We start from the raw sequence: 26,025 nt of genomic DNA on the forward strand, positions 1-26,025 counted from the left end.
TCACAGGCCCTCCACCGGGCGCCGGCGCAGCCGGTGCAGACGGTGCTTGAGGTGCAGGCGCCAGGCCGTGTCGTTCTGGCCGACGTGCACACGCGGAAGGGCGTGCGGACCGGTCAGCGGGCCGGGGTCGATGGCGCAGGCGTAGGCGTATCCCGCTTCCCGTACGGCCTCGACGGCGCGGGCGTCGACCGTGCCGTACGGGTAGCAGAAACCGTCGACCCGGGTGCCGGTCAACTCCGTGAGCAGGGCTCGGCTTTCGGCGACCTCGGTCTTCAGGGTGAGGTCGTCCGCCTTGGTGAGGTCGACGTGCGTCAGCCCGTGCGAGCCGATCTCCACGCCCTCGGCGGCCGCGTGCCGGATGCCGTCCGCGGTCAGCAGCGGCTTGCGCGGGCCGAGCGGGTCCCAGGCGTTGTCGCCGCCGAGCCGGCCGGGCAGCACGAAGAGGGTGGCGCCGCAGTTCCAGCGGCGCAGCAGCGGCAGGGCGTCGGTGACGAAGTCGGCGTACCCGTCGTCGAAGGTGAGCCCGACCATGCGCCGCCCCTCGCCCCGGGCGCGGGCGGCGAGCAGCTTGGCCACGGACACGCCCCGCAGCCCGCGCCGGCGCATCCAGGCCAGCTGCCTCTCGAGCCGTTCCGGCGTGACCGTGATGCGGTACGGATCGTCCGAGCAGTCGCCCACCGAGTGGTACATCGCCACCCATGGGACCGGGCCCGGGCGCGGGGCGGGGGGTCTGCCGGTGCCGACGGAATCAACGGAAGCGACCATGTGTGAGCCTTCGTGTGAGTGTGCGTACGGAGCGCAGTGCGGACGGGGAGCCCTGGGCGCCCAGGGCCCAGGAGAGCGGGACGAAAACGACGGTCACGGTCACGCAGCCGAGCACGAGGCCGGCCTCCGGGGACGGAAGCCGGCCGGCGACGAACGCCCCGGCGACGGTGGCGACGACCGCGGCGCACACGGGCCGGCTCAGCTCGGCCAGTACCTGCCGGAGGCGGATCGAGACGCCGTAGGGGCTGTTCGGTCGCTCCGTGCGCAGGCCGGCGAGCATCAGGGCGGCCGTGACGGTGATGCCGAGGGCGTTGGCGGCGGCGATCCCCTCGACGCCCCAGGCGCGCACGGTCGCGGCGCCGATCAGGGACGTCACGGCGATGCCCGCGGTCATCGCACCGAAGGGGTACCAGGTGGGCCGGCCCGCCGAGAAGTACGAGCGGACCAGGGCGCCCACCAGGGTCTGGCCCAGCAGCCCGAGGGCGTACACACGCATGACGTCCGCCGTCGCCGCGGTGTCGCTCGCGGTGAACGCACCCCGCTGGAAGAGCAGTTCGATCATCTGCGGGGCACAGGCGATCACCGCGCACATGCCCAGCAGCACCAGACAGGAGGCCAGCGACAGATCCCGCTCCACGCGGCTGCGGGCCCGTTCGGTGTCGCCGTCCGCGAGCGCCCGCGCCACCACCGGGAAGGTCACGGTGCACACCATCAGCGACAGCGTCATCGGGATCTGGGCGACCTTCTGCGCGTAGTTCAGGTGCGAGATGGCCCCGGAGGGCAGGGTGGAGGCGAGGAAGCGTTCGACGAGGACCTGCGACTGGCGGCACAGGGCGAACAGGAGCACGGCGGCGACCAGGGCGAGTTGCATCGTCCGTGCCTCGACTCCGGCCCCGGCCGCCCCGCCGAGGGCGGGCCGGCGCGACACCAGTTGCCGCCACAGCGACGGCAGTTGCACCGCCACCATCAGGCAGCCCCCCGCCGCGACCCCGACCGCGGCGGAGCGCACGCCCCAGCGGTCGCCGAACAGGAACATCGCGGCGATGATGCCGGTGTTGTAGGCGATGTAGATCGCCGCGGGCGCGAGGAAGCGGCGGTGGGCCCGCAGAGCGGCGCTGCAGTACCCGGCGAGCCCGAAGGTCAGCACGCAGGTCGCCGTGAGCCGGGTGCAGTCGGCGGCGAGTCGGAGGTCGGGCAGGCCGGGCGCGAGGGCTCGGACCAGGTAGGGAGCCGTGCCGGCGACCAGCGCGGCCACCGCGGCGAAGGCGAGGCACAGGCGGGGCAGGGTGGCGGCGACCAGGGCGCGGACCGGGTCGCCCTGAGCGCCCCGGGCGCGGCGGGCCAGCGCCATGCTGAACGCCGGGATCAGCACCAACGCCAGCCCGTCCTCGATGAGCAGCGTGGCGGCGAACTCCGGCACGGTCCACGCGACCAGGAAGGCGTCCGTGTCGCTCCCGGCACCGAACAGCCGCGCCAGCGCCTGGTCGCGCACCAGGCCGAGCAGGGAGGCGACGATGGACAGCGACGCCGTGACGAGCGCGGCCCTGGCGAGGAACTTCCGGGAGGCCGAGGCCGGTTCGGCGCCGTCCCCTGCCATGGTGGCGGCACGCGCCGCGGGTACGGTCGCCGCGGCGTCCTTTTCCGATCCGGGGGGTTGCGAAGGCACCACCGTCATCGCGCCAGGGCCTCCTCGACGCGCTCCGGCGCCCCGCTCCGCGGCATGACGTCCACCCGCTCGTCGCCGGCCAGCGCCCACCACGCCACGAGCCCCAGGCCCACCGCGGTCAGCACGGTCGAGGGGCCGCCGATGTCTCCGTACATGAAGTCGGTCAGCACCCAGACCAGCAGCCCGCAGGCGACGAGCGCGCAGTCGAGTCCCGGCCTGCGGTCGCGGACGCGCAGCAGCCTGCGCAGTCCGCACACCAGCAGCGCCAGCCAGCTCCCGACGAGCCCGAGCACCCCGATCAGGCCCTGCTCGCTCAGCACCAGCAAGTACATGTTGTGCGGCGACAGCAGCGGCTGCCTGTCATACGTCACTCCCGCGCCGTCGATGTCGCTGGCGGACGACAGCGCCAGGGTGGCGTGCCCGTCCCGGTACTCGGGAAAGCCCTTCAACCCGACGCCGGTCAGGGGGTGTTGGCGCCACATGTCGGTGGCGGACGCCCACAGGGTGTACCGGTCGACGACGGACTGGTCGGGGGCGTCCGTGACCCGCGTGATGCTGTCGATCCGCTGCTGCAGCAGCTCCGTGCCGACGCCGAACCCGCCCACCAGGACCACGCCCGTGGCGGCCACGGCCGCGGCCACCTTCAGCGCGCGCCGCAGCCCGGCCAGCGCCAGCTGCACGGCGCAGGTCAGGGCGGTCGCGATCCAGGCGCCCCGGCTGAAGGAGAGCGTGAGCGGCGCCAGCAGCGCCAGAGCGCACCCGGCGGCGGTCGCCCGCTGCCGTACCGACGCCGGGCCCAGCGCGATCCCGACCGCGCACACCAGGCCGAGGGAGACCGCCGTCGCCATGCCCATCACGTCGTGCGGCCCGAAGGTGCCGACCGCCCGGATGTTCTCGCCCTGGTAGGAGGCGCCGGTCCGGGTGACGTACTGGTGCACGCCGAGGGCGCCCTGACTCAGCCCGAGCCCCACGAACGACCAGGCCAGCAGCCGGAAGTCGGCCCGGTCGCGGAGCAGCAGCAGCACGGCCGCCGGGACGAGCACGAACACCTGCAGATAGCGGCCCAGGCCGGCGAGCCCGGCCTCCGGCGAGGACGCCCCCACGGCGGCGAGCGCCAGCCCCACGACCGGCAGGCCCAGCACCACGGCCGCGGCGGGCGACAGCGGGCGCCGCCGTTCACGCAGGAGACGGATCACGCAGTACACCACCACCAGCCCTGAGACCACGTCGGCGGGCCCCGCGCCGTCCGGCGTCAGCGGCAGGGCCAGCAGGACGGGCACGGCCACCACGGGCAGGACCGGCGTCAGCGCGGCGGCCCGGCGCGGGAGCGTTGTCAGGGCGTGGCTCACGTCTGTCAGCTCCCCGTCGGACGCACCAGCGTGGCCGCGGTGCGCAGCAGGACGCAGATGTCCTGCCACAGCGACCAGTCGTCGATGTAGGCGTTGTCGAACCGGCAGCGGTCCTCGATCGAGGTGTCGCCGCGCAGCCCGTGGATCTGGGCGAGGCCGGTGATGCCGGTCCGCATCCGGTGGCGGGCCGCGTAACCGGGGTAGGTCTGGCTGAACTGCCCGACGAAGTAGGGGCGTTCGGGCCGCGGTCCGACCAGGCTCATGTCGCCCCGGAGCACGTTCCACAGCTGGAGCAGCTCGTCGAGCGAGGTGCGCCGCAACATCCGGCAGAACCAGCGCATCTCGTGCTCGTTCGCCACGCTCCACCGGGTCGCCGACTCGTGCTCGTCGACCGGGCGGTGCGTACGGAACTTCAGCAGCGTGAACGGTTTTCCGTTCCTGCCGATGCGCTCCTGCCGGAACACCACACCCGGCCCGTCGCTGATCCGCAGCGTCACCGCGCACGCCAGCAGCAGCGGGCTGACCAGCAGCAACAGCGTCCCCGACACGAGGATGTCGAGCGCCCGCTTGCCCGCGCCGCCGCGGCGCGCCGCCGACATGTCCAGACGCCGGCAGGAGAACCCGGCCAGCCGCTCCCGCGTCGCGTACGACGGGGAGTCGGCGTCGACCTCCCAGACCACGCAGCCCGACTCGGCCAGCGCCCGCAGCAGCGGCCCCTGTTCGGCGCGTACGGAGGGGTGAACGGCCAGCACCGCCCGCACCCCGTTCTGGATGACCGCACGCTCGACCTCCTCGCCGGTCGTCAGCACCGGCAGGCCGCCGCCGTCCGGCTGCTCGGCGACGATCCCCACCGGCCGCACGCCGCACCGCGGATGGCGCAGCACGGCGGCGGCCACGCGCTGCGCGGTCGCCACCGGGCCGATGACGAGCGCGGTGTGCGGGTGGCGCAGCAGTGCGGCCTGCCGCCGCCCGTGCACGGCTCCGCGCAGCACACAGCCCGCGGCCGCCTGCAGGGCGAGGCCGGTCAGCACGGTGCTCACGGACAACGCGTGCTCCGGCCGGTACGCCGCCAGGAGCGCCGAGACCGCCAGCCAGGCCACGGCGATACGGCCGCACACGGCGGGCAGTTCCTCCAGCAGCCCCGGCACCGGTGGCCGGCGGTCGCGCGGGCGCAGCAGCAGCGATACGACGATCAGCAGGGCGATGTACAGCGGGTGGCGCTGTTCCCCGGCGAGTGCCAGCGTGCCCAACAGGGCGGCGACACCGTCCGCGACGAGCATCGGGAACGGTGAGGCCGACCGGGTCGGGCGTCGCGGGGCGGGGAACCGGAAACCGGTGGCGGTGCCGCGCGGCGGCATGACCGAGACTGCTGAGAATCTGTTCTCCCGTGGCTGAACGCCGGGGGAGGGGACGGTATGTTCGGCGGTCACGAGTGGATCGACTCCCTGTGCTCTGTGGGCTCGACACGCTGTGTTGTCTGGTTCGCCTCGGCGCCACGGCCCGTGTCGAGCGGCCGACCGCGCTCGGCGCGGCGGGCCTCGGCGGGCTCGACCGCTCGGGACGGGCGCGCACCGTCGGTGGCGGGCCGTGTGCCGAGCAGATCGCGGTAGACGTCCGCGAACGCCTCGGCGGTGTGCCGTACGTCGTGGGTGGACAGCACGTGCCGGCGGCCCCGGTTGCCGAGCGACTCGCGCAGCAGCGGATCGAGCAGCAGCTCGGTGACGGCCTCGGCCAGCACCGCCGGGTTCTCCGGCGGGACCAGGCACCGGGCGGCGAAGGAGGGCGGCAGGCTCTCGCGGGCGCCGTCGACGTCCGTGACCACCACGGGCCGCCCGCACGCCATCGCCTCCAGCGGGGCCAGCGCCATGCCCTCCCAGCGGGACGGCAGGACGACGAGGTCGGCGGCCTGGTACCAGGGGGAGGCGTCGGTGACGGCTCCCGCGAACAGCACGGACTCCGGGGCGACTTCGCGCAGCCGGTCGCGGTCCGGTCCGTCGCCGACCAGGACGAGGCGGGCGTCGGGCACCCGGCGCGCGACGGCGTCCCACGCCCGCAGCAGGACGTCCTGCCCCTTCTGCCGGCACAGCCGCCCCACGCAGACGGCGAGCGGCGCTGCCCGGGGGATGCCGGTGAGCGGTGCGAGCCCGGCTCGTACGGCGGTGGCGTCGGCCGGGTGGAAGCGCTCGGGATCGATGCCGTTGGGGACGACGGTCCACCGGCCGGTGATCCCGGCGTGCACGCCGGTCGCGCGTTCCGCCTCGCTCACACACACCATCCGCGCGGCCCAACGCGCCCCGAATCGCTCCCACCTGAGCGCCAGGGCCGCGGTGCCTCCGCCGACCGCCTCGAACGACCAGGCGTGCGGCTGGAAGACCGTCGGAATCCGCCCGCGCACCGCGAGCCGCCCGGCGAGCCCGGCCTTCGCGCTGTGCGCGTGCACCAGATGGGGGCGTACCTCGTCGATCACCCGTGCCAGGTGCCGTACCTCCCGCACGAGCGACGGCCCCGGCGACCGCGTCGCGGGCCAGGGCCGTACGTTCGCGCCGAGCGCCCGCAGTCGTGCGGCGAGGGCGCTGTCGGGGCAGGCCACGGTGACGTCCAGGCCGTCCGCCAGCTGTGCCCGGGCCAGGTCCGTCACGACGCGCGCGACCCCGCCGTCCACCGGTTGGGTGAGGTGCAGGACCCGCGGCCGGGAGTCGGTGGATGACAGGTGCATATGCGCGGCTTCCTCGCTCGCGAAAGCGCTCGGGGGGTGCGGCAACGGGCTCACCGCTGGGCGTCGACGGCGACGAAGAGCACACCGGCCCACGCCGCGTCCTGCTGGGACTGGAGCCGGAAGGTCGCCTGGTCACCGGCTTGCTGCAGGCCTCTTCCGAGATCGAACACGTCGGAGTCGTAGCCGAGGGTGTTGGCGTACGCGGGCACACGCTGCGGATCCGATCCGGGCTCACTGATGGTGGAGTTCAGGACGTCGTCCTGCGGGTTGGCGTTGTTGCTGAGGGCGGCGGAGCCGGACCCGGTCGTCAGGGTGAGCGAGTCACCGTGGGTGCCGCGGTCGCCGTTGTACGCCACCAGGCCCGCGCGGCCCCCCGCACCCGCGGCGAAGTTCAGGCCCTGTACCCGGATCTCCTGTGCGCCGGACCTCAGCGAGGCGAAGCCGTCCCAGAGCGCGAGGTGCCGCAGCGGCTCCGCCGGGTTCTCGTACGCCACCACCAGCGTCCAGCCGCCCCACGCCCCGGCCGCCGACCTGCCCATGGCCACGTTGACCTGCGCCACGGTGTACAGGCCCGGCCCGCCCTCCCGCACCAGCCGCGTGACGTCCGCCGAGGCCTGGAAGGCGTCCGCGCCGTCCGCCACGCGGTGTCCGACGACCGCGTCCGCGAGAACTTCCTTGTACTCCCCGCCGGGTTCGGCGATCAGCACCCGCCCGTTGTCCTGCGGCGGCTTCTGTTCGCCGACGCGCAGGTTGCCGCCCCAGTACAGGCGCGCGTACGTCACCCGGGAGCCGCCCGGCAGGCGGACCTCCGCGCGGGAGGAGTTGTAGGTGTTCGGGTCGCGGTCGACGTCGGTGTAGAACATGTCGAAGTCGCCGTTCACCCCGCGCCCGCCCGCCCGCACGTCCGAACAGGAAGGCGCCGCCATCTGCGCGCAGCTGATGCTGGCGTTGGCGGCGCGCACGATGCCGCCGTGCTGGTGCGCGTGGTACCGCTGGGCGAACGCGAGGCTGCTCGCCTCCGGCGCGGCCGGCGCGGCCGGCACGGCAGCCGGGAAACCACCGGGTGCCCACATCGCCGCGAGGGCGAGGACGCCCACGGTCACACCACGAAACAGCGGACGCAGGGAATGGCGCATGACCGTCGGTGCCCTTTCGGAACAGGTGGCGGTGGCAGCGGCGGTACGAGTGCGCTGTGTCCGCCTGGAGGGGTGCGTCGAGACGTCCGAACCCTAGTCGCTAACCGGACAAATATGGTGAAACCCGACAAGTGTGTCGGAATCGTGAAACCAGTTCTGGCTGTCCGTCGGGCAAGGTCATGGCCGGTGCCGTTCCCCCGAACGGGCGCCGAGGCGCAGTCGGTCTGACATACCGTCTGATCAGGCAGGGCGCGGCGACAGGGGGAAATGCGGGAGCCCGAAAAACATATGAGCGGTTGCGGGAAGTCATGGGCGCTCTCACGGTGGGCTCAAGATCCAACGCCCGTCGAAAGGAATCCCCATGTGCGCTCTGCCCGCACGGCGCATCGCGTCCAGCGCATTGTGCGCCGCCCTCCTGGTCGGGATCACCGGCCCCGCCGCCATGGCGGCCGACTCGGCCCGCGAGCACAGCCATGTGGCGTCGCCCGATGAACGACTCCCCGGCGCGGACGCGCGTCTCGCGCTGGTCAGGAATCTCGGGGGCGACCTCACCCCGGTCGCCGACCTGCTGAAAGCCGTGCTCGAGGAGGACGACGGGCAACTGCCCCCCGCAAAGGCCAGGAAACTGGGAGCCGCCGCGAAGGCCGCTCTGACCAAGGTGGCCGCCAAGGCTCCGGCGACGGGCGTGCTGCTGCCGGCTCCCGCCTGGACCGCCGTCGAGCTCAGGACGTCCGAGCGAAGTGCCGCCGACGACACGAGTGACGCACTGGACGCCTTGGAGGAGGCCCTCGACAGCCTCCTGGAGGCGATCACCTCCGGTGTCGACACCGAGGTGTTGCCGACGGTCGATGACCTGCTGACCGAGGTGGACAGCCTCCTCGACCAGCTGCTCGACATCGGCCTGTCCGTTCTGCCGGTGCTGTCCGACACGTCTACTTCGACGTCGGTGTCTTCGGTGCAGACCGTCACGCTCGATGGGACCACGGTGTCGACGACGGTGCTGCGTCCGGCCTTGTGAGCGTCATATGAGCGTCGTACGGCACGACTCTCACTCGTTCGGCTCGTCCAGTCGTGGTGCCGCCTCCGGGGGCGGCACCACGACTGTTGTTGTTTCCGCCTTTCTCCCGACTTTCTTCTGGTTGAGATCTCATATGAGGACTCGCGATCTTCGGCAACTCCGGTTTCCGCCCCGACCACAGCTCGTTAGGCACGGCGACAGAACCCCCCTCCGGCGACTTGCGTTGCCGAAGAAAGGAACACGATGAAGTCCCTTAAGGCTGCCGCTGTCTTTGCCGGGTCCTTGATCGCTGCTGGTACCGCAACGCCGGCGGTCGCCCATAACGCCCCGGCCCCGGCCATGGCGCCCACCGGCCACAGTGCCCCGGACGTGGCGTACCCCGCGCAGAGTGCTCCGATGGCCTACCCCGCGCAGACTGCTCCCATGGCGCCTGCCCCCCAGGCTCCGATGGCGTACCCCGCGCAGAGTGCTCCGATGGCGTACCCCGCGCAGACTGCTCCCATGGCGCCTGCCCCTCAGGCTCCGATGGCGTACCCCGCGCAGAGTGCTCCGATGGCGTACCCCGCGCAGACTGCTCCCATGGCGCCTGCCCCGCAGCCCGCCCCCGTGGCGCCTGCTCCCCAGCCCGCCCCCGTGGCGCCTGCCCCGCAGCCCGCTCCCGTGGCGCCTGCTCCCCAGCCCCAGCCCGCTCCCGTGGTGTCCGCCGGTCAGGGCGCCCCCGACCTGGCGTCCACCGGCATCAGCGGCGACCTGAACACCAGGGTCCCCGGCCTGACCCGGTCGGGCGCCCTCGGCAACGCCTCGCTGGTCCACTCCGCGAAGGAGGCCGCGACCGTGGTGAACGACGTCAAGCCGGTGCACGGCAATCTGTGGCTGTAGGGCTGAGACCGTGCTGTACGAAGGGACGGCCCTCGGTGGAGTTCGAGGGCCGTCCCTTCGTATGCACACAGGTGATCACCGGGGTGACCATCGGTGATCACTGGACTGGCCGTGCGGCGGTGACCGCGCGGGACGTTCGGCGGTTACGGCTACGAACAACCGAACCGGACGAGGAGTGGGCCATGGTCGTCAGCATCGGCGGAGTACCGGTGGGTGCCGCGGACGGAGCACAGGACCCGGCGCGGCCGGGACCGGCGGGCAGAACCCGACGGGCTGTGGCGCGCGGCCTGCCCGCCTGCGCGCTCGCCGCCGCCCTGGCGCCGGTGGTCGCCGCCTTCCCGCCCAAGCGCCCCGGATCCGGACCCGGAAACGCCGCGGGTGACACCGTCTTCGACGAGACCTACGGCGGCCGCCGTATCCGCGGTGTATGGATCCCCGCGCGCGGCGCGGCCGAGGACGGCCGGTGGCACATCACCGTGGACGGCCGCCCTCTGCATCTGATGCGCCGTGCCGACGGCACCTGGCTGAGCATGGTCGACCACTACTGCTCGTACCGGACACCGCTCGCCGCCGCCCGCGCCGCCGTCGACGAACTCGGTCCCGGTCAGCGGCTGCGCGACCCGGCTCCGGCACCGGCGGGCACGGAACACCTGCACATGGGGCACCGGCATGGCGTACGTGCGTAAGGACGCCGGCACGCTCACCCGGGCGGAGAAGCGCCGCTTCGTCAAGGCGCTGCTTGAGCTCAAACGACGGGGCGAGTACGACGAGTTCGTGCGGATGCACCTCGAGTACTTCTCCCCCGACGGCGAGCGCGGACTGCGCGCCGCGCACATGGCGCCCTCCTTCCTGCCCTGGCACCGCCGGCTCCTGCTCGAACTGGAGCGCGCGCTGCGCCGGGTGGACTCGTCGGTGACCGTGCCGTACTGGGACTGGACGCGCGACCGCACGACCACCTCCGCACCCTGGACGGCGGACCTCCTCGGAGGCAACGGGCGCCCCTCCGACCACCGGGTGATGACCGGTCCGTTCGCCCATCGCGAGGGCAACTGGACCCTCAAGGAGGGCGTGACCGAAGGGGCGTTCCTCACCCGGGACCTCGGCCGCCCCCGCGCCCCGATCGAACTGCCCACGAAGAGCGAGCTCGAGTGGGCGCTGAAGGATCCCGTCTACGACGCTCCGCCCTGGGACTCGACGTCCGGGAAGGGCTTCCGCAACAAGCTGGAGGGATGGGGCACCGGCGGGGGCAGCTCCTCCTGGCGCAACCACAACCGGGTGCACCGCTGGGTCGGCGGGGCCATGGTCGGCGGTGCCTCCGTCAACGACCCCGTCTTCTGGCTGCATCACGCCTTCGTCGACCTGCAGTGGTACCGCTGGCAGCGCCGGCACCGCGGGGCCCGCTACCTCCCCGCGACACCACCGGGCTCCGGCGACGAGCAGCACGGCCGGATCGTGGCACGACACCAGAAGCTGCCGCCGTGGGACGTGACGCCGGCCGAGCTGGAGGACGTCGGCCGGATCTACCGGTACGCGTGAGGTGACGCGGATCATGCGAAGAGCCCCGGCGCTCGGGGTGCCGGGGCTCTTCGGGTCACGACGACAGACATTCAGTGGCCGTGGCCGGCCTTCTTCGCCTTCTTCGCGGACTTCGTGGTCTTCTCGGCGCTCTTCTCGGCGCTCTTCTCGTTCTTCTTGTCGCTGTCGTTCTTGCAGAGGTTGCCAACGGCCGGGTTGAGGCCGCCGAACACGGTGACGGTGTTGCCGCACACATTGATCGGCGCGTGGATCGGGACCTGGATCACATTGCCGGACACGAGGCCGCCCGACTCGACCGTCGCGCCCTTGGCGGTGGCCTCCGCCACGGCGAGACCTGCCCCGCTGAGCACCACGGCGCCCGTGCCGAGAGCGACAGCGCCAACCTTCGCGATGCGAGACATCACGTTCTCCTTATTGACTCGGTGAGTGCGGCAGCAGTACGCGCCACCGCACTGCCCGTTCAACGCGACCGTCCCGGACCGGTCACGACGATCGTCCCGGTATCACCCTTTTGAACAGCGGCTTCGCCGTACGGGCGGTGGCCTCCGCGCAGGGCCGCTCTCATCCGACGCGTGCACACCAGCGCCACACCGTGCACTTTTTCAAGAAACCGACGACATTGGGCGTTTCATCCTATAAAAGGGATAAATGATCACCTACAGTATCGACTGTCAGTGATCGGTCCATCACGGATCGTGCCTACTCGAGAAACGGAGAGGTAATGCGCAAGTTCCAGAGGGCCGCGGTCGTCGCGGCCATGCTCGGCAGTGTCAGCTTCCTGGGTGCCGGCGTCGGCCACGCGGGGGGCGGCAACGACTGCGACATGAACGACTTCCAGCAGGGACTCATCCAGCTCGACGACGTCAACGTCAACGTCGCGGCCATCCTCGCCGTCGCCAACCAGGACGCCAGCGAGAAGGAGTTCATGCACTGCAAGGGCCACTGATCGCTGACCGGGCGATCTAGGCAGGCCCCGGGGCTCGGGTCGGGTGTCCGAGCCCCCAGGGCACCGGTCGGGCGTGACGGCCCGCTTCGACACGCTTTTCAAGAAATCGGCGTCATTGGGCGTTTCATCAGATAAAACTCCTAATCGTCGCCTAGTGTTGCGACTGTCGGTGATCAGCCCGCCACGGGCTGTGTCCACTCGAGAAACGGAGAGGTAATGCGCAAGTACCAGAGGGCCGCGGTCGTCGCGGCCATGCTCGGCAGTGTCAGCTTCCTGGGTGCCGGCGTCGGCCACGCGGGGGGCGGCAACGACTGCGACATGAACGACTTCCAGCAGGGGCTGATCCAGCTCGACGACGTCAACGTCAACGTGGCCATCATCGGCCTCGCCAACCAGGACGCCAGCGAGAAGGAAGTCATGCACTGCAAGAGCCACTGATCGCCGGTCAGGTGATCTAGGCAGACCTTGGGGCTCGGGCCGGGTGTCCGAGCCCCAACGGCCAGGTTCGCCGCCGTGCATGATGCGGCGTCAGCTTGACCGGACCCAGCGGCCTCCGTTCGGCCACTCGACGTACGTGCGGCGGCGCCACGACATGCATTTTTTCAAGAAACTTATGCGATTGGGCGTTTTGTGTGGAAAAAGCCGCAAAGTCCGCTTACGTTATCGGCTGTCGGTGACCAACCCATCACGGGTTGTGTCTACTCGAGAAACGGAGAGGTAATGCGCAAGTACCAGAAGGCCGCAGTCGTCGTGGCCATGCTCGGCAGCGTCAGCTTCCTGGGCGCCGGCGTCAGCGCTGCGGACGGGGATGCGAAGTTCAAGCTCGACAACAAGCAGAACCAGTCGTGCGACATGAACGACTCGCAGCAGGGGCTCGTCCAGCTCGACGACGTCAACGTCAACGTCGGTGCCATCCTCGGCTTTGCCACCCAGGATGCCAGCGAGAAGGAGTCCCTGTCTTGCTCTCAGGGCTTCAAGATCGGCAAGCACCACTGATCGGCTGATCCAGACAGGCCTCGGGGCTCGGACCATGTGTCCGGGCCCCGAGGCCTTTTGCGTGCCTTCTTTGCCGTCTGCGGTGGGGAGGCGTGCACGGCAGTGTCACAATGTGACTTTTTGCGAGAAACATACTGATTGGGTGTCTCGTCCCTCGAGAGTCACACAGGTCACTTACAGTTGGCGACTGTCAGTGACCGGCCCGCTACGGGTTGTGTCGACATGGAGAAGAACGGAGCAGTAATGCGCAAGTTCCAGAAGGCCGCTGTCGTCGTGGCCGCGCTCGGCAGTGTCAGCTTCCTGGGCGCTGGCGTCGGCCACGCTGCGGACGGTGACGCGAAGTTCAAGCTCGACAACAAGCAGAACCAGTCGTGCGAGTCGCACGAATTGCAGAAGGGGCTCGTCAACCTCGACGACGTCAACGTTGGCGTCGGTGCCCTCCTCGGCTACTCGGAGCAGGACAACAGCGAGCGCAAGTCCGTCACCTGCTCGCAGAACCTCTCCCTGGGCAGGTGATCACCGGTCAGGTGATCTAGGCAGACTTCGGGGCCCGGACCAGGTGTCCGGGCCCCGAGGCCTGCGGCCTGGCTTCTTTGCCGGTTCAGGCGTCCGGAACGACTCCCCCGCCCCGGTTGCGGGGTCGACCGTAAAGGAAAAGGTAGATGCTCGGTTCGAAGAAGATCGCAGTGGCAGCGGCAGCGGGAGTCCTGGGGGGCTTTGCCCTGATGGGTGTCGGAGGCGCTCAGGCCTTCGCCGTTGATGGCCCCGGCAAGTGTGTCGAGGACGGCAAGGGCAACGTTCGCTGCGTGAAGGTGAGCAAGTACAAGCTCGACAAGAGCGGAAGCGCCGTCCTCGTCAACGAGTCGACGCAGACCTGTCCGACTTCGCGCAGCCGGGTCACCTGTGTCGACAGCGTCGACATCTCCGGCGCGGAGTTCTGACTCCTTCGTCCGCCCTTTGTCTGTGAAGAGGGGCCCCCTTGCCCCGAACAGAGGCTGCCGGAGCGGCAATTGGCCGGGTGTGGCTGTCCGGCTGCGACTGCCCGACGTATGCGCAGCGGCGCAACTAGGTGGCCTTTCTTAGGGAATTTACGTGATTGGGCGTTTCGCTCATCAAACACACCAAACGTCGCCTATAGTTGGCGACTGTCGGTGACCAACCCATTACGGGTTGTGTCCACTTGAGAACGGAGAGGTAATGCGCAAGTACCAGAAGGCCGCAGTCGCCATGGCTATGCTCGGCAGCGTCAGCGTCCTGGGCGCGGGCGTCGGCAACGCTGCGGACGGGGACGAGAAGGTCAAGCTCAACAACAAGCAGAACCAGTCGTGCGAGCAGAGCGGCTCGGCCAAGGGGCTCGTCAACCTCGACGACGTCAACATCAACGTCGCCATCCTCGGCTTCGCCGAGCAGGACAACACCGAGCGCAAGTCCGTGACCTGCTCGCAGAACTTCTCCCTCGGCAGGTGATCACCGGTCAAGTGATCTAGGCAGGCCTCGGGGCTCGAACCAGGTATCCGGGCCCCGAGGCCGCCGCCTGGCTTCTTTGCCGGTCCAAGCGTCCGGAACGACTCCGACGTCCAGTCGCGGGGAGTCGACCGTAAAGGAAAAGGTAGATGCTCAGTTCGAAGAAGATCGCAGCGGCAGCGGGAGTCCTGGGGAGCTTTGCTCTGATCGGTGTAGGAGCCGCCCAGGCCTTCGGTCATGAAGGCGCCGGCGCGTGCGTCGACGACGGCAAGGGCCAAGTTCGCTGCGCGGACGTGAGCAAGTACAAGCTCACCACCGACAAGCGCGGAAACGTCACCGTCGTCAACGACTCGACGCAGTCCTGCCCGACTTCACACAGTGAGGTCACCTGCGTCAGCAACGTCGTAGTCCCCGCCAAGAAGTCCTGACGTCGGACCGAGGCGGCCGAAGCGCCTGGTGCACGTCGGCACCGGGCGCGTCAGTCCACCCGCGCAGCGAAGAATGGCCGGGACCCGATACCGGGTCCCGGCCATCCCTGTTGCGGCGGCGGTATCTCCCGTGCTCACAAGCGTCTCTCGGCCGGCTTGATCGCTGAGGGTGACCTCGTCCGCACACCGAGACGGGCTCGGTGCGTCCGCCGGTCAGCGCGGTCGGCCGACCTCGCGGAAGTCGGACTTGCGGATCCTTGCGTGGACGCCCTTCACGTCGTCGACGACCTGGGAGACCGCGAAGTCGCCTGCCGCGCTGAGGTAGGCCATCGCCAGGTGGCGTTCGATGCCGTAGTCGGTGGTGAGCAGGTCCAGTGCGCAGCGCACGCAGTCGCGCATCGCCTCGTTGAGGTCCTTGTCCAGGCCGATCGGCACCAAGTAGTCGTCGGTCTCGGCGAACGGGGCGACGCGGCCGTGGCCGGGTCGCAGAGCCGCACCGCCGGGTACGACCTCGAGCTTGACGGTGGCGCGCAACGACGCCTCGAAGGCGGTGAGGGCGACCTCGCCGTCGCCCTGGGCGAAGTGGGGGTCCCCGAAGTAGACCAGCGCGTCGTCGACCTGCACCGGGAGGAACAGCGTGGCGCCCTCGCCGAGCAGGGAGATGTCGATGTTGCCCCCGTGGCGCCCCGGCGGCACCGAGTGCGGCCGCTCGTCGCCGGGTACCGCCACGCCCATCACGCCGAGGAACGGCCGCAGCGGGAAGCGCAGTGAGCCGCGGGAGGGGTCCGTCGGATCCACCGCCATCCGGCCCCACGCGCCGTGGCGATCCGCGTGTGCCGTGGCGAAGGTGCACACGGGACCGGGCAGCGACGGCATCTCGCCGGGGAGTGCGCCGAAGCCGTGGCGTGCGGAGACCATGCCGTACGGAACCCGCGGGGTGAGGCCGAGGACGGTCAGGGCGAGCAGATCGCCGGGCCGGGCGCCGGCCACGGCGATCGGCCCGGTGACGAGGTGCGGTCCGTCGTCGTCGAAGTCGTGCGGCATGCCGGAGTCCGCCACCTGCTGGGCGTCGTCGAGCACATGGCCGCCGCCGACGCCGTAACGGCTGAAGAACTGGGCGGGGTTGCGGCCCTGGTCCTCGAGAACTCCCTCGTGGCTGATCGTGTCGACCGTGACGACGGCGCCCGGTCGCACGACCGCGCACGGTGCGTCCGCCTCGCACGGAAGGCGACCCCACAGGGTGTTCCCGGGCGTGGCCGGGACGTAGGTCGTCGACGCGATCGCTCCGTGGCCGGGCTGGAGGATCGGGAATCCGGTCGCGGCGACGTCGAGGAGGGGCGAGGCGGTCGCTGTCATGGTCCACCTTTCATGGAGTGGAAGGGCTGGCCCGACGCTAGGAACGCTCCGTTGCCCTGGTGTTTCCGGTGGGGGTCCGCGCGGTAACGCTGTCTCGTATGACAACATGGCATCTCGCATAAGTTGCGGCAGGGGGAGGCAGCGACAAGGCGGAGCGAGCCGGTGCTACCGCGCCTTCCGCCGGCCCGGCCACCGCGCGGGTCCAACGGCGAACGTCGCGTCCGCTGTTGGACCCGTGCGACGGCCGACTACGGCTCAGAGGTCGAGGACGAGTCGGTCGCCCTGACAGCGGCCGACGCAGATCATCATGGTGCGCCCGGCGCGGCGTTCCTCGTCGCTGAGCACGGAGTCCCGGTGCTCCGGCGTCCCGGCCAGCACGCGGGTCTCGCAGGCGCCGCAGTATCCCTTCTCGCAGTCGTAGGACAGGCCGCTCACGGCATCACGCAGGACTTCGATGAGGCGGCGGTCGGCCGGCACGGTGAGCGTGACTCCCGTGCGCGCGAGCTGGACCGCGAAGGCCCGGTTCTCCTCGGCGTCGAAAGCCGTCTCGAGGCCGTCGCCGGCGGTGAAGCGTTCCAGGTGCAGCCGGTCGGTGAGATCCAGGCGGGCGCACTCGCGCTCGACGGCCGCCAGCATCGGCGCCGGCCCGCACGCGTAGATGGCGGCGTCCGCGTCCAACTCGCCCAGCAGCCGGGGGAGGTCCGGCAACCCGGCCACGTCCTGCGGGAGCAGGGTGAGCGCGTCGCCGGCGACGGCGGCGAGTTCGTCGGCGAACGCCATCGTCGAGCGGGTGCGGCCGCCGTACACGACGGAGAAGGGCGTGCCGCGTCCGGCGGCCTCGCGGACCATGGCGAGGATCGGTGTGACGCCGATGCCGCCGGCGAGGAACAGGTAGGACGGCGCCGGCGTGAGCGGGAAGTGGTTGCGCGGCCCGCGTACCGCGAACGTGGCTCCCGGGCGGGCCAGTTCGTGGAGTTCGGCCGACCCGCCCCGGCCCTGGGGCTCGCGCAGGACGCCGATGCGCCACGTCGTGGCGTCGGCGGGGTCACCGCACAGCGAGTACTGACGCAGCCTGCCCGAGGGCAGACGCAGCTCGACGTGCGCGCCGGGCCGCCACGCGGGGAGTTCGCCTCCGTCCGGCAGGCCGAGGTCGACGGCGACGACGTCCTGCGCCGCGGCGCGCACCGCGGTCACCCGCAGCGGGGTGGGCGTGCTCAGCGTGCGGACGGAGCCTGCCGCTGCCCTCGCCCGGGGACCGGGCGTGAAGAGCGCCGGGATCGCGTCCCAGCCGGACTGGTTGCCGCGCGTCGGGTAGGCGACGAGCCCCTCCTCGATCACCCGGTAGTCGGGCAGCCGGGTCAGGACCTGCGTCATCATCGCGCGGAACATGGCTCGGGCGAGGTGCGCGCCGGCGCACCGGTGCGATCCGATCCCGAAGCTGAGGTGCCGGCTGGCGTCGCGGTCCAGCCGCACCTGCTCGGGGTCGGGGAACACGGCGGGGTCGTGGTTCGCGGCGACCCACGGGATCAGCACCCGGTCGCCCCTGTGCATCGGGCAGCCGCCGACCTCGACGTCCCGGGTGACCGTGCGGGCCATCGACTGCGACGGTGCGAACGCGCGGAGGAACTCCTCGGTCGCGGTGTCCAGCAGATCGGGGGAGTCGATCAGCCGCTGCCGCTGCTCGGGGTTGCGGCCGAGGTGGACGAGCGTCCATCCGGTCAGGGAGGTGGTGGTGTCGACGCCACCGGCGATGAGCAGGCCGATCACCGACACCAGCTCGTCCTCGCCGAACTCGCTGCCGTCGGCGCGCCGGCCGGCCACCAGCTCGCTGACCGCGTCGGCCCGTGGCGCGGAGCGGCGCTCGGCGATCAGTTCGCGGATGCGTTGATCCATGTAGGCCAGTCCGGCGGCCCCGCGCACGGCGCGCTCGCTGGCGGCCGGTGCGGCGAAGATGTCGTGGATCGGCCCGGCCAGCTTCGCCCAGTCCTCCTCGGGGAAACCGAGCCAGTCCAAGGTCACCGCGGCCGGCAGCGGGTTGGTGAGGTCACGGACGAAGTCGCAGGAGCCGAGCTCGACGAAGTCGTCCACGATGCGGGCGGCGTGGCGCTCGATCATGGGCACCAGCCGCTCGATGGCCTCCGGGGTGAGCAGCGGGTTGATCAGTTGCCGGTACTCGGTCGACCGCGGCGGGTCGAGCTCGATCGGATACTGATCGAGCCCCGGTCCCTTGGGGATGACGATGCCGACGCCCTGGCCGCCGTGGTCGCTGCGGGCCGAGGAGAACGTCGCGTCGTCGCGGGCGATGCGGGCCACGTCGGAATACCGCGTCGTGTAGGTGAAGCCGCCGTAGGCGGCGGAGCGGCCTACCGGGCAGCTCTCGCGGAAGCGCGCGTAGTAGGCGACCGGATCGGCGTTGGCCTCGTCGGAGTGATGGTCGAAGTCGATGTCGGCGGACATGGTGGGCACGCTCCACGTGCTCGTGTCTTCTGCGCGGTGTTGTCCGGCCGCGCCACCGGATGTCTGGTGCCTCATCGGCGTCGGCCACCCTAAGGTGCTGCCGCTGTGTGCGACAACGTCTGGTGGACGACGTTCTAGAAGGTCAGCACGGCTTTGCCGACCGAGCCGGACCGGACCGCCGCGACGGCCTCGTTGATCTGCTCGAACGGGAAGTAGGTGATCATCTTCTCGACCGGGAACCGGCCCTCGGCGTTGAGCTTGAGCAGTTGGGGCAGGAACAGCTGCGGCAGGCTGGACCCGGCGATGATGCCGGTGACGCTGCGCCCGTTGAGAATGCTTCGCCACTCGAAGCTCATCGACTCGCTCGGGCCGATGCCGATGACCCCGGCGCGACCGAGCGGCCCGAGAGACTCCACCGCGGTGCGCAGGACGTCCTCGCGTCCGGTCGTGTCGATCACGAAGTCGAACCCCTCGGGGGCGAGGACGGCCAACTGCTCGGCGGTCCCCCCGGCCGAGGAGTCGACGGTGTGCGTGGCGCCGAAACCGCGGGCCGCCTCCAGCTTGGCCGGGTTCACGTCGACGGCGGCGACGACCGCGCAGCCGCTCAGCGCGGCGGCGATGACGGCAGCCACGCCGACAGCCCCCGCCCCGAAGATCGCGATCGACGAGCCGGGGCGCGGCCGCAGCACATTGAGCACGCCGCCGGCGCCGGTCTGGAAGCCGCAACCGAAGGGCCCGGCCAGCCGCAGGTCGAACGAGGGGTCGATCCTGACGACCGCCCGCTCCGGTGCGACGACGTGGTCGGCGAACGACGACTGGCCGAGGAAGTGGGCGTTGACCTCCCGCCCCTCGTGGGTCACCGCGGTGGAGCCGTCGGGCCGGCGGCCGGAGAAGTTCACCGCGTCGAAGCTGCGGCAGTAGGCGGGCGAGCCGGTGCGGCACAGCGCGCACGTGCCGCAGGACGCGAAGGACATGGCGACGGTGTCGCCCGGACGTACGGAGGTGACGTGCGCGCCGACCTTCTCGACGATGCCCGACCCCTCGTGCCCGAGCAGTGCCGGCGTGGGGAAGAAGGTGGCGAACTCCAGGTCGGTGCCGCAGATGCCGACGCCGGCGACGCGGACGAGCACCTCGTCGGGACGGGGCGCGTCCAAGTCCACCTCGGTCAGGACGAATGGCTGTCCGGGTTGCTCCAGCAGAGCGGCGGTGGCGCGCACAGGGCCTCCTCGGTGACTCACATGACGAGATCGCATATTGACATGCGTGACAGGGTCGGTCAAGGTTCACCTATGGCGGCTGTTGACTTCCCTTCTTCCCAGCACTTCATCGACGGCGAGTGGGTCGCGGCCCGCGACGGCGGCACCCTGGACATCGTCGATCCGGCCACCCAACAAATGATCACCAAGGTGGCCCGGTCGGGCGGAGCCGATGTCGACGACGCGGTCGCCGCGGCGCGCCGCGCCTTCCCCGCCTGGGCGGCGACCAGCCCCAGCGAGCGCGGGGCAGTGATCCGGCGCTGGGCCGACCTGATCCTCGCCGACGTCGAGGCGCTGGCGGCCGTAGAGGCTCAGGACGTGGGCAAGCCACTGTCCGGGGGCCGGACGAACATCTACATCGCCCACGACATCATCAACTACTTCGCCGGGGCGGCCGACAAGCTCACCGGGGTCACCCTGCCGACCCGCAGCCCCGACTACCTGGGCTACACGGTTCCCGAACCGTACGGCGTGTGCGCCGTCGTCATCCCGTGGAACGTGCCTGCCGTGCTCACCGCCGCGAACGTCGCGCCGGCGCTCGCCGCGGGCAACACGGTCGTCCTCAAGCCGTCCGAGATCGCGCCGCTGGCTCCGTTCGCCCTGGCCGAACTCGCCCGCCGCGCAGGCTTCCCGCCGGGGGTGGTCAATGTCGTCGCGGGCCTTGGCCCCGAGGCGGGCGCCGCGCTCACCTCGCATCCGGGCATCGACCACATCAGCTTCGTCGGCTCCACCGCCACCGGGCGGGCGATCATGGCGGCCGCCGCGCGGAACCTCGTCCCGGTGAAGCTCGAGCTCGGCGGCAAGTCGCCGAACGTGCTGTTCGCCGACGCCGACCTCGACACGGCGATCGAGGCGGTCGTCGCCTCGATCACCGAGAACGCGGGGCAGAACTGCTACGCCGGTTCCCGGCTGCTCGTTCAGGCCCCGGTGCACGACGAGGTCGTGGAGCGGGTCGCCGCCGCCATGGCCGCGGTCAAGACGGGGCCATGGGAGGCCGACCTGGACATGGGGCCGCTGGTCAGCGCCGCGCAGTTCGCCCGCGTCAGCGGCTTCCTCGAGGACGCGCCTCGCGAGGGCGCGCGGCTGGTCACCGGTGGCGCACCCACCGGCGACGGGTGGTTCGTCCAGCCGACCGTGTACGACCGTGTGGACGCGGGCATGCGCGTCGCCCGCGAGGAGATCTTCGGCCCGGTCCTCGCCGTACAGTCGTTCCGCGACACGGCCGAGGCGACCGAGCTGATGAACGCGACGGACTTCGGCCTGCTGGCCTGCATCTGGACCAACGACGTCTCCCGGGCGCTGCGGCTGGCCAAGGACGTCCGCTCCGGGCAGGTGGCGGTCAACCAGTTCCACGACGCGGGAGTGATCGGCTTCCCGTTCAACATGCAGAAGGACAGCGGCTTCAGCCGGGGCGGCGGGTACGGAGCGCTGCGCGAGTACACCCAGGAGAAGGGCGTGGCCATCCGGTTGCTGGCCCGCTGAGACGCGACACCATGGGAACCATCGCCGGAGCGCGGTCCGGACCGGCCCGGGAGAGGGCGGGGCCGGACGCCGAACCCGCCGTACTGGAGCGGGAACTGACCGAGGCCGTGCTCGCCGGCGCCGCGCGCTCGGACGTGCTCCGCGCGCTGTGCCGGGCGACCGGGCGGCCCGTACGCCTGCTGTCAGCCGAGGGCGTGCCGCTGGCGAGCACCGACGGCGGCGCGGGAGTGCCGGCCGCGGTGGCGGGCGGCGTGCTCGCCGGCGTGGCCGGACCGGTGGTCGACACGCTCGACGGGGTGCGGGCCACGGCGCTGCCCGTGCGTGCGGGGACGACCGTGGCCGGTGTGCTGCTGACCGTCGGTCCCGGTGATCAGCGGGTGCAGGCGCTGGCCGGTGCCGCCGTCACCGCGCTGCGCATCGACGCCGTGCGCTCAGGGGACGGCTTGGCCGAGGTCTCGCCGCTGCACACACCGGCCGATGTCGTCGCCGCGCTGCGGTCCGGGACGGTGAGCCCCTCGGTGTGCGCGGCGGCCGCGGGGCTGGGGATCGATCTGGAGCGACCGCCGGCCGGTGCCGTACTGCACTACAGCGGCTCCCGCCTGCGCGCCTGGTCCACCGCGCTCGCCTGGCTGGAGCACCCTGTGCGGCAGGAGGCGCGCACGGCGTGGACGGTGGTGCCGGGCGAGGTCGTGCTCGCCCGGCTGCAAAGCCGGCTGCGCCTCATGACCGGCGACGAGTCCGCCGGTGACCACGTCGTCGCGGCGAGCGGCTCCCACCCCGACTCAGCCGTGGGTCTGGCCCGGTCCTTCACCGAGGCCGAACGGCTGCTCGGTCTGGCCCGGGCCCGGCGCGTCCCGCTGCTCACCTTCGACGGCAGCGGGGTGGTCCGGGTGCTGTTGCCCCTTCCACGCGCGGAGCTCGAGGCGTATGCCGAGGCGCACCTCGGGCCGATCCGGCAGCGTCCGGAGCTGATGGCGACCCTGCGTGCCTGGCTGGCCGAGAGGGGCAGTCGGCAGAGCGTCTCCGAACAGCTCCATCTCCACCGCAACTCGGTGGGCTACCGGGTTCGCCAGATCAAGAACCTCCTCGGCACGGACCCCCTGCTTCCCGCCGCCTCGGCGGAGTTGCACCTGGCGCTCGCGGCGCTCGACCTGCTCGCCGCCGACGACCAGCGGCTGCGCGGCGACGGCGAGCCGGTTTCAGCCGGATGCTGAACCGCCGTTCGCCGTGCCGCCGGGGTGATGCGGCGCGTGCGTCCGTACCCGCTTCCAGCCCGCAGCCCGCGCTGTGAGCCCTTACGAGCTGGCGAAACCCCGGCGAAACCCAGTTTTTCCACAGGAGCGTTGACAGCACTGGTCGGCATGGGCAGAGTGGCCTCACAATACGTTCCACCGCCTCGCAATGCGAGACGGCTGAGGTGAGGAGGGCCGCGGTGCGAGCGATGGTGCAGACCGATTTCGGGGGAACCGAGGTCGTGTCCCTGCGGGATGTCCCGGAGCCGGTGTGCGGACCGCGTGACGTCGTCGTCGAGGTCGCGTACTGCGGGCTGAACCGCCTGGACCTGTTGCAGCGAAAGGGGCCGGGTCTGATCCCCGGCTTCCGCCTTCCGCACGTGCCGGGCATGGACTTCGCCGGAACGGTGGTGGCGACCGGATCCGTGGTCAGCTCCATCGTCCCCGGCGACCGGGTCATCGCCGATCCCACCCAGGGCTGCGGCGGTTGCCCGCGCTGCTCGGTGGGCGATCGTGCGTACTGCGTCAGCCCGCGCATCCTCGGCGGCAACATCCCCGGCGCGCTCGCCGAATACGTCCTGGCGTCCGCCGAATCGATCGTCCGGGTCCCCCAGTCCCTACCGCTCGCCGCGGCCGTCACCCTGCCCACCGCCTTCGCGACGGCGTGGCACGCGGTGCACACCGTCGGAGCACTGGACGCCGGTGAGACGCTCGTCGTGCACGCGGCGGCGAGTCCCGTCAGCCTGGCGGCCATCGCGCTGGCCAAGCAGGCCGGTGCCTCGGTCGTCGCGTTCGCGGGCAGCGACGCGAAGCTGGCCGCGGCCCGCGCGGCCGGCGCGGACCTGGCGCTGCGCAACGACGACCCGGACCCGGCGAAAGCGGTGTCGGCCTTCACCGACGGAGCCGGAGCGGACCTGGTCCTGGACCACGTCGGCACTGACACCTGGCGCACCTCACTGGACTGCCTCGGCATCCGCGGGCGTCTGCTGCTGCTGGGCAACACCAGCGGCGACCAGGTGTCGTTCTCGCTCAGAGAGGTCTTCCACCGCGGCCTCAAACTGCTGGGCGCCGGCGGCTACACCTCGGCCGACTTCGTCGCCGCCACGTCGGTCTGCTTCGCCGACCGCCTGCACCTGCCCACCGCCGCCCGGTTCCCGCTCGAGGATCTCGCCGACGCCTGGGACGTGCTCGGCGCCCGCGACACCATCGGCAAGGTCGTGATCGCGCCATGACCGACCTGCTGATCGTGGGTGGCGACATCGTCACCATGGACTCCGCGCGGCGGGTCCTCACCGGTGCGACGCTCGCCGTGTCCGGGGACAGCATCGCCGCGCTCGGCACCGCCGAGGACCTGCGCGCCCGCTTCCCGGGTGCGCAGGAGATCGACGCGTCGGGCTGTGTCGTGATCCCGGGCCTCGTCGACGCCCACCAGCACACGACCGTCGACCCCCTGGTGCGCAGCACGATCCCCGATCACATCGGCTCGCAGGAGTCGATATTCGACTGGATCGTCCCGCTGCACGCCCACGCCGACGGTGACGACGACGAACTGGCCGCGACCATCACCGCCGTGGAGTGCCTGTCCCGGGGCATCACCACGGTGCTGGAGCCGGGCACGGTGGCCTACCCGGAACGGGTCGCCGCAGGGCTGGCCGCCGCAGGTATCCGCGCGCGGGTCGGCGGCTGGGGCTGGGACGCCGAGGGCGTGCCGTTCGGCGCGCCCGCCGACGAGGTGCTCTGCAGGCAGGAGGACATCGTCCGGTCCCTGCCGGTCACCGGGCCGGTCACCGGATGGGTGACGCTCGTCGGCCACGACCTCGCCAGCGACGAGCTCTTCGCCGGAGCGGCGAGCCTGGCCGAGCGGCTCGACACCGGACTGACCTGGCACGTCTCGCCGGGACCCGCCGACGTCGAGGCGTACGCCCTGCGCCGCGCGCGCCGACCGGTGGTCCACTTCGGCGAGCTGGGAGTACTCGGCCCGCGCCTGTTGCTGGGGCACGCCGTCTGGCTCGACGACGCGGAGGTCGACGCGATCCTCGCCACCCGTACCGCGGTCGCCGCCTGCCCGGGGGCCTACCTGCGTCTCGGCCAGGGCTATACGCGCGCCTCGCGCCACGCCGAGCTGGTGCGCCGGGGCGGCCGGGTGGCACTCGGCTGCGACGCCCACAACGCCGGCGACGCCCCGGACGTCTTCCTGGCCGCCTATCTGTTCGCCGGCCTCGAACGCGACCGTGACCTGCCCGACCCGATCCGCGCCGAGCAGGCGTTCGCGCTCGCGACGGTCGACGGCGCCGAGGCGATCGGTCTCGGCGAGCGGATCGGCTCCCTCGAGGTCGGCAAGGCCGCCGACATCGTCGTGCTCGACACCGGCGATCCCGCCTGGATGCCCCGCGGCGACCTTGCCCGCCAGCTCGTATGGGGCCACGTATCGCGCACCGTCCGGGACGTGCTGGTCGACGGCCGTGTGGTCGTCCGCGACCGGCGACCGACCGGCATCGACCTCGCCGCTGTCGCCGAGGCCGCCGCCGAGCGATCCGCCGCCCTCCTGCGGCGCGCCGGCATCACGCCCCGTCCGACCTGGCCGACGGCGTCCGCGGGCCCCCAGTGAAGGAGACCACCCGTTGAACGTCATCCACATGTCCGGGCGCCCCCCGGCCCAGAAGCAGGGCCTGCTCTCGCAACTGGTGGTACCGCGGCCGATCGCGATGATCACCACGCTCGACCCGGACGGTGGGGTCAACGTCGCGCCGTACAGCTACTACATGCCGGTCAGCGGCGAACCGCCGCTGATCGCGGTCACCATCGGCGCCCAGCGGCAGGACACCCCGGAGCCGAAGGACACCTGGCTCAACATCGAGCGCACGGGCGAGTTCGTCGTCAACGTCACCACCGTCGAGATCGCCGAGCACATCGAGGCGGTGGCCCGCGAGTACCCCCGCGGCGTCAGCGAGATGGACGTCGCCGACTGGCGACCGGTGCCCTCCCAGGTGGTCGACACGCCGTCGCTGGCCGACAGTCCCGCACACCTGGAGTGCCGAGTGCACGAGGTGATCGACCGCGGCGACCACACCACCTGCTTCTCGGGCGTGCACCTCCTGCTCGCCGAGGTCGTCTGCATCACCACCGACGACTCGATCATGTCCGCCCCGGACCGCATCGACCCCACCCGGGTCCGGGCGGTCGGGCGGATGGGTTTCCCGTGGTTCGTCGCCGCGGGTGAGGAGTCCCTCTTCCCCCAGGAGCGGGTCTCCTACGCCGAGCTCGACCGGGCTGTCACGTCCGTCAACTGACCCACCCCCCGACCCCGCCACCGCCTCGACAAGGCGGTGCCACCCAGCGAATG

Annotated in this window: 26 protein-coding genes; 16 read left to right on the plus strand and 10 right to left on the minus strand. The window is 71.4% G+C overall.

Features of this window, described 5'->3' with window-relative positions; all coding sequences use genetic code 11:
* Genes ABT063_RS08105 through ABT063_RS08130 form a run of 6 tightly spaced genes read right to left on the minus strand, consistent with a single transcriptional unit; the run spans position 1 to position 7,632 of the window.
* Positions 1 to 765, minus strand: coding sequence for a polysaccharide deacetylase family protein (locus ABT063_RS08105; RefSeq protein ID WP_351056359.1), 765 nt, complete (start codon positions 763 to 765; stop codon positions 1 to 3).
* On the minus strand, positions 749 to 2,440 hold the full coding sequence (murJ, locus tag ABT063_RS08110; RefSeq protein ID WP_351056360.1) for a murein biosynthesis integral membrane protein MurJ: 1,692 nt from the start codon (positions 2,438 to 2,440) through the stop codon (positions 749 to 751). The genes ABT063_RS08105 and murJ overlap by 17 nt, the downstream gene beginning before the upstream one ends.
* Positions 2,437 to 3,780 (minus strand): O-antigen ligase family protein, encoded by a 1,344-nt coding sequence (locus ABT063_RS08115; RefSeq protein WP_351056361.1) that lies wholly within the window; start codon positions 3,778 to 3,780, stop codon positions 2,437 to 2,439. Before ABT063_RS08115 ends, murJ begins: the two co-directional genes overlap by 4 nt.
* A 5-nt stretch (positions 3,781 to 3,785) precedes the next feature.
* Positions 3,786 to 5,210, minus strand: a complete 1,425-nt coding sequence (locus ABT063_RS08120) for an exopolysaccharide biosynthesis polyprenyl glycosylphosphotransferase (protein ID WP_351056363.1) — start codon at positions 5,208 to 5,210, stop codon at positions 3,786 to 3,788.
* Positions 5,207 to 6,496 (minus strand): glycosyltransferase family 4 protein, encoded by a 1,290-nt coding sequence (locus ABT063_RS08125; protein ID WP_351056364.1) that lies wholly within the window; start codon positions 6,494 to 6,496, stop codon positions 5,207 to 5,209. The genes ABT063_RS08120 and ABT063_RS08125 overlap by 4 nt, the downstream gene beginning before the upstream one ends.
* Before the next feature lie 50 nt (positions 6,497 to 6,546).
* A complete protein-coding gene (locus ABT063_RS08130) occupies positions 6,547 to 7,632 on the minus strand; it encodes a DUF3344 domain-containing protein (protein ID WP_351056365.1) in 1,086 nt (361 codons plus the stop codon).
* A 361-nt stretch (positions 7,633 to 7,993) separates the two neighbouring features.
* On the opposite strand from ABT063_RS08130, the gene ABT063_RS08135 reads away from it, so the two are divergent.
* From ABT063_RS08135 to ABT063_RS08150, 4 genes are all read left to right on the plus strand, one after another.
* Positions 7,994 to 8,650: a hypothetical protein gene (locus tag ABT063_RS08135; RefSeq protein WP_351056366.1), complete on the plus strand. Its 657-nt coding sequence runs from the start codon at positions 7,994 to 7,996 to the stop codon at positions 8,648 to 8,650.
* Between the two features lie 579 nt (positions 8,651 to 9,229).
* Positions 9,230 to 9,529, plus strand: a complete 300-nt coding sequence (locus ABT063_RS08140) for a hypothetical protein (protein WP_351056367.1) — start codon at positions 9,230 to 9,232, stop codon at positions 9,527 to 9,529.
* 182 nt (positions 9,530 to 9,711) lie between these two features.
* Complete coding sequence (locus ABT063_RS08145) at positions 9,712 to 10,215, plus strand: tyrosinase family oxidase copper chaperone (protein ID WP_351056368.1); 504 nt, start codon at positions 9,712 to 9,714, stop codon at positions 10,213 to 10,215.
* Positions 10,199 to 11,065 carry a tyrosinase family protein gene (locus ABT063_RS08150; RefSeq protein WP_351056369.1) on the plus strand — a complete coding sequence of 289 codons (867 nt, stop codon included), beginning with the start codon at positions 10,199 to 10,201 and terminating at the stop codon, positions 11,063 to 11,065. The genes ABT063_RS08145 and ABT063_RS08150 overlap by 17 nt, the downstream gene beginning before the upstream one ends.
* A gap of 71 nt (positions 11,066 to 11,136) precedes the next feature.
* Here the strand turns inward: ABT063_RS08150 and ABT063_RS08155 are convergent, their stop codons facing one another.
* Positions 11,137 to 11,466, minus strand: coding sequence for a chaplin (locus ABT063_RS08155; RefSeq protein ID WP_351056370.1), 330 nt, complete (start codon positions 11,464 to 11,466; stop codon positions 11,137 to 11,139).
* 320 nt (positions 11,467 to 11,786) lie between these two features.
* On the opposite strand from ABT063_RS08155, the gene ABT063_RS08160 reads away from it, so the two are divergent.
* From ABT063_RS08160 to ABT063_RS08190, 7 genes are all read left to right on the plus strand, one after another.
* Positions 11,787 to 12,011 carry a hypothetical protein gene (locus ABT063_RS08160; RefSeq protein ID WP_351056371.1) on the plus strand — a complete coding sequence of 75 codons (225 nt, stop codon included), beginning with the start codon at positions 11,787 to 11,789 and terminating at the stop codon, positions 12,009 to 12,011.
* 216 nt (positions 12,012 to 12,227) lie between these two features.
* A complete protein-coding gene (locus ABT063_RS08165) occupies positions 12,228 to 12,449 on the plus strand; it encodes a hypothetical protein (protein WP_351056372.1) in 222 nt (73 codons plus the stop codon).
* A 282-nt stretch (positions 12,450 to 12,731) separates the two neighbouring features.
* Entirely contained in the window at positions 12,732 to 13,007 is a 276-nt protein-coding gene (locus ABT063_RS08170; protein ID WP_351056373.1) for a hypothetical protein, read from the plus strand.
* A 243-nt stretch (positions 13,008 to 13,250) separates the two neighbouring features.
* Complete coding sequence (locus tag ABT063_RS08175) at positions 13,251 to 13,523, plus strand: hypothetical protein (RefSeq protein ID WP_351056374.1); 273 nt, start codon at positions 13,251 to 13,253, stop codon at positions 13,521 to 13,523.
* 146 nt (positions 13,524 to 13,669) lie between these two features.
* The gene (locus ABT063_RS08180) at positions 13,670 to 13,948 is read left to right on the plus strand and encodes a hypothetical protein (RefSeq protein WP_351056375.1); all 279 of its coding nucleotides are present in this window, start codon (positions 13,670 to 13,672) and stop codon (positions 13,946 to 13,948) included.
* A 256-nt stretch (positions 13,949 to 14,204) separates the two neighbouring features.
* Entirely contained in the window at positions 14,205 to 14,474 is a 270-nt protein-coding gene (locus tag ABT063_RS08185; RefSeq protein WP_351056376.1) for a hypothetical protein, read from the plus strand.
* Positions 14,475 to 14,620: 146 nt separating this feature from the next.
* Complete coding sequence (locus tag ABT063_RS08190; protein ID WP_351056377.1) at positions 14,621 to 14,899, plus strand: hypothetical protein; 279 nt, start codon at positions 14,621 to 14,623, stop codon at positions 14,897 to 14,899.
* A 213-nt stretch (positions 14,900 to 15,112) separates the two neighbouring features.
* Here the strand turns inward: ABT063_RS08190 and ABT063_RS08195 are convergent, their stop codons facing one another.
* The 3 genes from ABT063_RS08195 to ABT063_RS08205 all read right to left on the minus strand — a co-directional run bounded on the left by ABT063_RS08195 (position 15,113) and on the right by ABT063_RS08205 (position 19,929).
* Entirely contained in the window at positions 15,113 to 16,255 is a 1,143-nt protein-coding gene (locus ABT063_RS08195) for an acetamidase/formamidase family protein (RefSeq protein WP_351056378.1), read from the minus strand.
* Between the two features lie 255 nt (positions 16,256 to 16,510).
* Positions 16,511 to 18,712: a cytochrome P450/oxidoreductase gene (locus ABT063_RS08200; RefSeq protein WP_351056379.1), complete on the minus strand. Its 2,202-nt coding sequence runs from the start codon at positions 18,710 to 18,712 to the stop codon at positions 16,511 to 16,513.
* Between the two features lie 134 nt (positions 18,713 to 18,846).
* Positions 18,847 to 19,929 (minus strand): NAD(P)-dependent alcohol dehydrogenase, encoded by a 1,083-nt coding sequence (locus ABT063_RS08205; protein ID WP_351056380.1) that lies wholly within the window; start codon positions 19,927 to 19,929, stop codon positions 18,847 to 18,849.
* A gap of 72 nt (positions 19,930 to 20,001) precedes the next feature.
* On the opposite strand from ABT063_RS08205, the gene ABT063_RS08210 reads away from it, so the two are divergent.
* The 5 genes from ABT063_RS08210 (at position 20,002) to ABT063_RS08230 (ending at position 25,972) form a co-directional block, all read left to right on the plus strand.
* Positions 20,002 to 21,450, plus strand: coding sequence for an aldehyde dehydrogenase family protein (locus ABT063_RS08210; protein ID WP_351056381.1), 1,449 nt, complete (start codon positions 20,002 to 20,004; stop codon positions 21,448 to 21,450).
* 11 nt (positions 21,451 to 21,461) lie between these two features.
* On the plus strand, positions 21,462 to 22,664 hold the full coding sequence (locus tag ABT063_RS08215; protein WP_351056382.1) for a PucR family transcriptional regulator: 1,203 nt from the start codon (positions 21,462 to 21,464) through the stop codon (positions 22,662 to 22,664).
* A 227-nt stretch (positions 22,665 to 22,891) separates the two neighbouring features.
* The gene (locus ABT063_RS08220; protein ID WP_351056383.1) at positions 22,892 to 23,914 is read left to right on the plus strand and encodes an alcohol dehydrogenase catalytic domain-containing protein; all 1,023 of its coding nucleotides are present in this window, start codon (positions 22,892 to 22,894) and stop codon (positions 23,912 to 23,914) included.
* Positions 23,911 to 25,290 carry an amidohydrolase family protein gene (locus ABT063_RS08225; protein ID WP_351056384.1) on the plus strand — a complete coding sequence of 460 codons (1,380 nt, stop codon included), beginning with the start codon at positions 23,911 to 23,913 and terminating at the stop codon, positions 25,288 to 25,290. The genes ABT063_RS08220 and ABT063_RS08225 overlap by 4 nt, the downstream gene beginning before the upstream one ends.
* A gap of 13 nt (positions 25,291 to 25,303) precedes the next feature.
* Positions 25,304 to 25,972, plus strand: coding sequence for a flavin reductase family protein (locus tag ABT063_RS08230; protein ID WP_351056385.1), 669 nt, complete (start codon positions 25,304 to 25,306; stop codon positions 25,970 to 25,972).
* Positions 25,973 to 26,025: the final 53 nt, after the last annotated feature.

This window comes from Streptomyces sp. NPDC002838 (assembly GCF_040295365.1).
Taxonomy (GTDB): Bacteria; Actinomycetota; Actinomycetes; order Streptomycetales; family Streptomycetaceae; genus Streptomyces.

What these genes read in the sequence shown, in the direction of transcription:
- ABT063_RS08125 (WP_351056364.1), bottom strand. Translation starts at nt 6,496, where the DNA reads ATGCACCTGTCATCCACCGACTCCCGGCCGCGGGTCCTGCACCTCACC.
- ABT063_RS08140 (WP_351056367.1), top strand. Translation starts at nt 9,230, where the DNA reads ATGGCGCCTGCCCCGCAGCCCGCCCCCGTGGCGCCTGCTCCCCAGCCC.
- ABT063_RS08195 (WP_351056378.1), bottom strand. Translation starts at nt 16,255, where the DNA reads ATGACAGCGACCGCCTCGCCCCTCCTCGACGTCGCCGCGACCGGATTC.
- ABT063_RS08200 (WP_351056379.1), bottom strand. Translation starts at nt 18,712, where the DNA reads ATGTCCGCCGACATCGACTTCGACCATCACTCCGACGAGGCCAACGCC.
- ABT063_RS08135 (WP_351056366.1), top strand. Translation starts at nt 7,994, where the DNA reads ATGTGCGCTCTGCCCGCACGGCGCATCGCGTCCAGCGCATTGTGCGCC.
- ABT063_RS08165 (WP_351056372.1), top strand. Translation starts at nt 12,228, where the DNA reads ATGCGCAAGTACCAGAGGGCCGCGGTCGTCGCGGCCATGCTCGGCAGT.
- ABT063_RS08185 (WP_351056376.1), top strand. Translation starts at nt 14,205, where the DNA reads ATGCGCAAGTACCAGAAGGCCGCAGTCGCCATGGCTATGCTCGGCAGC.
- murJ (WP_351056360.1), bottom strand. Translation starts at nt 2,440, where the DNA reads ATGACGGTGGTGCCTTCGCAACCCCCCGGATCGGAAAAGGACGCCGCG.
- ABT063_RS08175 (WP_351056374.1), top strand. Translation starts at nt 13,251, where the DNA reads ATGCGCAAGTTCCAGAAGGCCGCTGTCGTCGTGGCCGCGCTCGGCAGT.
- ABT063_RS08160 (WP_351056371.1), top strand. Translation starts at nt 11,787, where the DNA reads ATGCGCAAGTTCCAGAGGGCCGCGGTCGTCGCGGCCATGCTCGGCAGT.
- ABT063_RS08145 (WP_351056368.1), top strand. Translation starts at nt 9,712, where the DNA reads ATGGTCGTCAGCATCGGCGGAGTACCGGTGGGTGCCGCGGACGGAGCA.
- ABT063_RS08150 (WP_351056369.1), top strand. Translation starts at nt 10,199, where the DNA reads ATGGCGTACGTGCGTAAGGACGCCGGCACGCTCACCCGGGCGGAGAAG.
- ABT063_RS08220 (WP_351056383.1), top strand. Translation starts at nt 22,892, where the DNA reads ATGGTGCAGACCGATTTCGGGGGAACCGAGGTCGTGTCCCTGCGGGAT.
- ABT063_RS08105 (WP_351056359.1), bottom strand. Translation starts at nt 765, where the DNA reads ATGGTCGCTTCCGTTGATTCCGTCGGCACCGGCAGACCCCCCGCCCCG.
- ABT063_RS08170 (WP_351056373.1), top strand. Translation starts at nt 12,732, where the DNA reads ATGCGCAAGTACCAGAAGGCCGCAGTCGTCGTGGCCATGCTCGGCAGC.
- ABT063_RS08130 (WP_351056365.1), bottom strand. Translation starts at nt 7,632, where the DNA reads ATGCGCCATTCCCTGCGTCCGCTGTTTCGTGGTGTGACCGTGGGCGTC.
- ABT063_RS08155 (WP_351056370.1), bottom strand. Translation starts at nt 11,466, where the DNA reads ATGTCTCGCATCGCGAAGGTTGGCGCTGTCGCTCTCGGCACGGGCGCC.
- ABT063_RS08210 (WP_351056381.1), top strand. Translation starts at nt 20,002, where the DNA reads ATGGCGGCTGTTGACTTCCCTTCTTCCCAGCACTTCATCGACGGCGAG.
- ABT063_RS08180 (WP_351056375.1), top strand. Translation starts at nt 13,670, where the DNA reads ATGCTCGGTTCGAAGAAGATCGCAGTGGCAGCGGCAGCGGGAGTCCTG.
- ABT063_RS08215 (WP_351056382.1), top strand. Translation starts at nt 21,462, where the DNA reads ATGGGAACCATCGCCGGAGCGCGGTCCGGACCGGCCCGGGAGAGGGCG.
- ABT063_RS08225 (WP_351056384.1), top strand. Translation starts at nt 23,911, where the DNA reads ATGACCGACCTGCTGATCGTGGGTGGCGACATCGTCACCATGGACTCC.
- ABT063_RS08190 (WP_351056377.1), top strand. Translation starts at nt 14,621, where the DNA reads ATGCTCAGTTCGAAGAAGATCGCAGCGGCAGCGGGAGTCCTGGGGAGC.